Source organism: Rhodopseudomonas sp. BR0C11, from assembly GCF_010820945.1.
Classification (GTDB): Bacteria; Pseudomonadota; Alphaproteobacteria; order Rhizobiales; family Xanthobacteraceae; genus Rhodopseudomonas; species Rhodopseudomonas palustris_H.
The window spans coordinates 1-4,623 of record NZ_QTKI01000383.1 but is presented as its reverse complement, the minus strand read 5'-3'; the positions used below and the strand labels follow the sequence as shown (position 1 = coordinate 4,623).

Sequence of the window (4,623 nt, the reverse complement as noted above, 5' to 3'; positions counted from 1 at the left end):
GAGGAGCCGCAGGGCTTGCGGCACATGGTTCGAGACGGCGCTTCGCGCCTCCTCACCATGAGGTTCTGGAAGCTGCGACCGCTAGGAAGTGCGGTCCTGATTCCGTCGAAATCAGAAATGCTCTAGGTGGGACGAATTCCGCGAGCCCCCAGTACTCTCACGAGGCGAGGCAGCGACGAAATTCCGGCAGCGCACGATGTGTCATCGCCCAGGCCGCATTGTCGACCGCCGCGCCCTGCGACGATAGCTTGGCGATCACCAGCCGATTCTCCGGATCGATGAAGAGATTCTGGCCGTGGATTCCCATCGCGAACATCGTCTTCGGCTGATCGTGAATCACGTACCAGCCGCCGCGATAGCTGAAATTCCGGTACGGGAACAATTTCTGCCACTCGCCCTGCCGCCACGCCTCCCGGTCGCCGGCCGTCCATAGATCGTCGATCCATGACGGCGGAACGATCGTGCGGCCGTCGCGGTAGCCCTCGTCGAGCATCATCTGGCCGATACGCGCCAAGTCGCGCGCCACCATGCTGAAGCCGCCGGTGGCGCGCGCCTGGCCCTGCCGGTCTGTGGTGATCGAGGCAGGCTGTTCGGCGCCGAGCGGCCGCCACAACAGGTCGGAGACCAGCGTGGCAAAGCTGGTACCGGTGGCGCGCTCGATCGCCCAGCCGAGCAGATCGGTGTTGGCGGAGACGTAGCGGAACGGACCGCCATGCGGCTGTGGCGTGATCTTGAGACTGCGATAGAACGCCTTCAGATCGGTCGGCGGCAGGTCCTCAGGCACTGGATCCCAGCCGGCGGCAGCCGCATAGGCGCGCTGGGCGTCGAGGTCGATTTGGATGCCGGTCCGCATGTCCAGCATCTGTCGCAGTGTCGCGCCCTGATAGGCTGTGCCTGCCACTTCCGGGATCAGCGTCGTCACCTCGGCGTCGAGATTGAGGTGGCCGCGCTCGCTGAGGATTCCGGCGATCAACCCGGTGAGCGATTTCGACGCCGACATGATGATATGCGGCGTCGTGGCGGTGGTGCCGTTGGCGTAGGTCTCAACCGCGATCCTGCCGTCCTTGAGCACGACCAGCGCGTCGGTCTCGGTGGCGGTGAGGAAGCCGTCGAGGTCGAGCGTTCCGCCGCCTTGGGGCCGGACGCGAAAGTCAGCCAAATCGCGCGGTGCCGCGGGCAGGGACCAGATATCGTCTGGAGCGTTGTCGATCCTCTCGGTCGGGATCAGGGCGTCGATGTTGCGGAACGACCAGCGGCTGTACGGCAGCTCGCGCCAGTTGGCGAGCGTCGCGCCGGATGCGTCCTCCGGTGCGGCTAGATCGGAACGGGGCATGCGAACTCCAGGTGGGTACCCGGATGATGTAGGCGCTGGCTGGCCGATGGTCCATGCTGGCGACCCGTCTGCTGCCGGTCGCCCAGCTTGACGTCGATTTTATTGTAGATACATTATAATGAGTTGATCGCGATGCGGATTGTCTGGGACGAGTACAAGCGGCTCGTCAATATCGACCGGCATGGGATGGATTTCGCCGATCTCGATGAAGCGTTCTTTGAACGCTCGTCAATCGTTCCAGCAAAGCTCGACCGAATGATCGCGGTCGGAGAATTGTGCAGCGGGGTCATCGTCGTTGTATTTCTCAAGCTCGGCACTGAGGGGGTCAGCGTTATCAGCATGCGTCCTGCAAGTCGCAGGGAGAGGAGACTGATCGATGAATAAAAGGCTCTCGAAGACGTTTCAGCCCGGCCGAGGTTACAGCAAGCAGGATTGGGACGATGTTGAAAGTCCGGAACTGACAGCGGAGCAGATCAAAGAGCTTCGTCCATTCGCCGAAGTTCTTCCCGATCTCGCCGCTTCGATCCGCCGAGGGCGCGGTCCGAACAAGGCGCCGACCAAGCGACTGGTGTCACTGCGGCTGTCGCCGGAGGTGATCGACACCTACAAGGCCGGAGGCCCCGGCTGGCAGTCGCGGATCGATGCCGATCTGCGTCGTATCAACAAGATCAAGTGAGCCTCATATTTCGTCTCCGATAGAAGCTCTCGGAGACTGCGGTTTTGACTGTACTCTTACGCTGTCGGCGCGACTTCACAGCCCTTGAAACTTGAACGGCTCCGCCGGCTTGAAGCGATCGTGCACTTCGCCCGAGAAGATGTTGCTTTGGCCGGGGCCGAGGTCGAGCTTCTTCACGACACCCTTATCTGCGGCGAATTCGATCTTGGTGAGATCGACCCAGAACACGTTCGGCGTCAGCGCGGACTCGAAGAAGTACAGTTTGCGCTTGTGGTCAGCGACGCTGCGCCAGCGGGTCGAGGAGATGTTCGGCTGGTCGGGCGTCGAGATGCCGAACGGCACCGACGCGTTGCGGATCACGCTGAAAGCGGCGGCGATCGATTCCACCGGGTCGGGCGTTTTCGGAATGGCCCCGACATAGAACGACGCCCGCGCGAAGCGGTCGGCTGCGCGGTTGGTGCCCGGCAGCATCACCGTGCCGCCGATCTGCTGCCAGTACGAATAAAGCGCGAGTTGCTGATCGAAGGTCGGTGAATTGGTCATCACCTGATATTGCCGGCCGTGGTGGATCACCTGCTTGCCGTCGATGTATTCGATGATGGCACTGTCGCCGGAGGCATCCGATAGCGATAGGTGGACCGTGGCAAGGCGTTGCTCGCCGAGCATCTTGTCGGTGACGACCGTAAACGGTTCCTTGGCCAGCGCTTCGACCGCTTCGGCGACGGTCGCAAAATTGTCGAGTGCGTATTGTGCCCAGAGCGACAGAGCCAGTCCCGGCTTGGAGCCGTCGAACGGTGGATATTGCGATTCTGCCAGCCACAGCACGTTGGCGACGAGCCCCGCCTCGTTGATGCCGTCCGAGGTCGCGACATCGTAGGCGGACGCGATCACGCTGCCGTAGCGTGCGGTCCATTGTGCCGAATTGGGGCCGGCCTCGCCGGAGCGCTTGATGCCGCGCGGAAAGATCCAGAGATTGGTGCCGATGTCACGGGCCCAATCCATCGATCGCGCCGTGATCACCTGATTGTCAGCACCGAGATAAACCAGGCGTGTGCACGCGTCGGCGACCGGCGGCAGTAGCGCCCCCGCGAGAGCCAGGGCAGTGGCGCAGGTGACGAGGAGACGTCGCTTGAATCGCTTCATGCCTGACCTCCGATCCCACCAGCCGTGGGGTATTTTGCTGCGCGGAACATTCCGCTCATTATTGATCATATCCCGAGTCTGGCGATTTGGTGCGGTACGCGGCGCACCCATGCGCTGACGTTGCTGTCGCTCCGGGACTGGATGCGCTAGTAGGATGCACTGGCTAATTTCCCCCGCATCCTCTTCAGCCCGACGAGATTCTGCGCCCGCATGAGCATGTCTGAACGCCAGAGCCGCACGTCTGCGGGTCCGACCCACCATCTGCTGTCCGACGAAGCCGCCGCAGAGCTCTCTAGCATTCCGACCGAAGTGATCAATCTCGGCGACGCCCCGCCGCTGGCGCCGGCCGGTGCGCTGACCCAGGGGGAAGTTCGCGCAATCTTGTTGAGCCTGCTGCTGGCGATGTTTCTCGCGGCGCTCGACCAGACGATCGTCGCCACTGCGCTGCCGACGATTGGGCGGCAGTTCGGCGATGTCGAAAACCTGTCCTGGGTGATCACAGCCTATCTGCTGTCATCGACAGCGGTGGCGCCGGTGTTCGGCAGCCTCGCCGATATCTATGGCCGCCGGGTGATGATCATCGTCTCGCTCAGCCTGTTCGTCGCCGGCTCAGTGATGTGCGCGCTGGCGCCGAGTCTGCTCGTCCTGATCCTTGGCCGTGCGCTGCAAGGCCTGGGGGGCGGCGGCATCATGCCGATCGTGCAGACGGTGATCTCCGACGTCGTCAGCCCGCGCGAGCGCGGCCAGTATCAGGCGTATTTCTCCGGCGTGTGGGTGTCGGCCGGAATCGGCGGCCCGATCCTCGGCGGCTTCTTCGCCGAGCATCTGCACTGGTCGATGATCTTCTGGATCAACCTGCCGCTCGCGATCGGTGCGCTGGCGCTGCTGCTGCCGAAGATGGCGAAGATCCCGGTGTATCACCGCCGCCGGAAGGTGGATTGGCTCGGCGGCGTCCTGCTGATGGCCGCAGCGATGGCGGTGATGCTGGTGCTGACCTGGGGCGGCAACCGCTTCGCCTGGCTGTCGCCGACGATCCTGGCGCTGTCGGGCGCGGCTGTACTGCTGGCGGTGAGCTTCGTCTGGCACGCGCTGCGTGCGCGTGAGCCATTCCTGCCGCTGCAATTGATGAGCGGGACGGTGGTGCCGTGGGCGATGGCGGGCGGCGCGTTCACCATGGGGGCGATGATCGCGCTGACGGTGCACATGCCGCTGTACTACGAGGCGGTGTACCATCTGACCGCCAGCCAGTCCGGCCTCGCGCTGATTCCGATCGCGGCGATCTCGGTGTTCGGCGCGGCCTTCACCGGCCGGGCGATGGTGCATGTCGAGCGCTACAAGCGGATCGCGATCATCGGCACTGGCTTCGCGGCGTTGATGGCCGCGGCGATCGCTGTGCTGACGCTGCTGCCGCTGTGGCTATTTCTGACGCTGCTGTCGCTGTGTTCGCTCGGCCTCGGGACGGTGTTTCCGG

5 protein-coding genes are annotated in these 4,623 nt (G+C 63.6%); 3 read left to right on the top strand and 2 right to left on the bottom strand.

Features of this window, described 5'->3' with window-relative positions; genetic code table 11:
• Window positions 1-157: 157 nt before the first annotated feature.
• A complete protein-coding gene (locus DYI24_RS21635; RefSeq protein ID WP_164573797.1) occupies window positions 158-1,333 on the bottom strand; it encodes a serine hydrolase domain-containing protein in 1,176 nt (391 codons plus the stop codon).
• A gap of 132 nt (window positions 1,334-1,465) precedes the next feature.
• On the opposite strand from DYI24_RS21635, the gene DYI24_RS21630 reads away from it, so the two are divergent.
• Complete coding sequence (locus tag DYI24_RS21630) at window positions 1,466-1,717, top strand: BrnT family toxin (RefSeq protein WP_164573796.1); 252 nt, start codon at window positions 1,466-1,468, stop codon at window positions 1,715-1,717.
• Window positions 1,710-2,009: a BrnA antitoxin family protein gene (locus DYI24_RS21625; protein WP_164573795.1), complete on the top strand. Its 300-nt coding sequence runs from the start codon at window positions 1,710-1,712 to the stop codon at window positions 2,007-2,009. The genes DYI24_RS21630 and DYI24_RS21625 overlap by 8 nt, the downstream gene beginning before the upstream one ends.
• 75 nt (window positions 2,010-2,084) lie before the next feature.
• On the opposite strand, the gene DYI24_RS21620 is transcribed toward DYI24_RS21625, so the two are convergent.
• The gene (locus DYI24_RS21620; RefSeq protein ID WP_164573794.1) at window positions 2,085-3,152 is read right to left on the bottom strand and encodes a linear amide C-N hydrolase; all 1,068 of its coding nucleotides are present in this window, start codon (window positions 3,150-3,152) and stop codon (window positions 2,085-2,087) included.
• Between the two features lie 210 nt (window positions 3,153-3,362).
• Between DYI24_RS21620 and DYI24_RS21615 the strand changes: the two genes are divergently transcribed.
• Window positions 3,363-4,623, top strand: a 1,261-nt coding sequence (locus tag DYI24_RS21615) for an MFS transporter (RefSeq protein ID WP_164573793.1), incomplete at its 3' end; no start/stop codon positions are given.

Coding starts and splice junctions, on each gene's coding strand:
- DYI24_RS21635 (WP_164573797.1), bottom strand. CDS start 1,333: ATGCCCCGTTCCGATCTAGCCGCACCGGAGGACGCATCCGGCGCGACG.
- DYI24_RS21625 (WP_164573795.1), top strand. CDS start 1,710: ATGAATAAAAGGCTCTCGAAGACGTTTCAGCCCGGCCGAGGTTACAGC.
- DYI24_RS21620 (WP_164573794.1), bottom strand. CDS start 3,152: ATGAAGCGATTCAAGCGACGTCTCCTCGTCACCTGCGCCACTGCCCTG.
- DYI24_RS21630 (WP_164573796.1), top strand. CDS start 1,466: ATGCGGATTGTCTGGGACGAGTACAAGCGGCTCGTCAATATCGACCGG.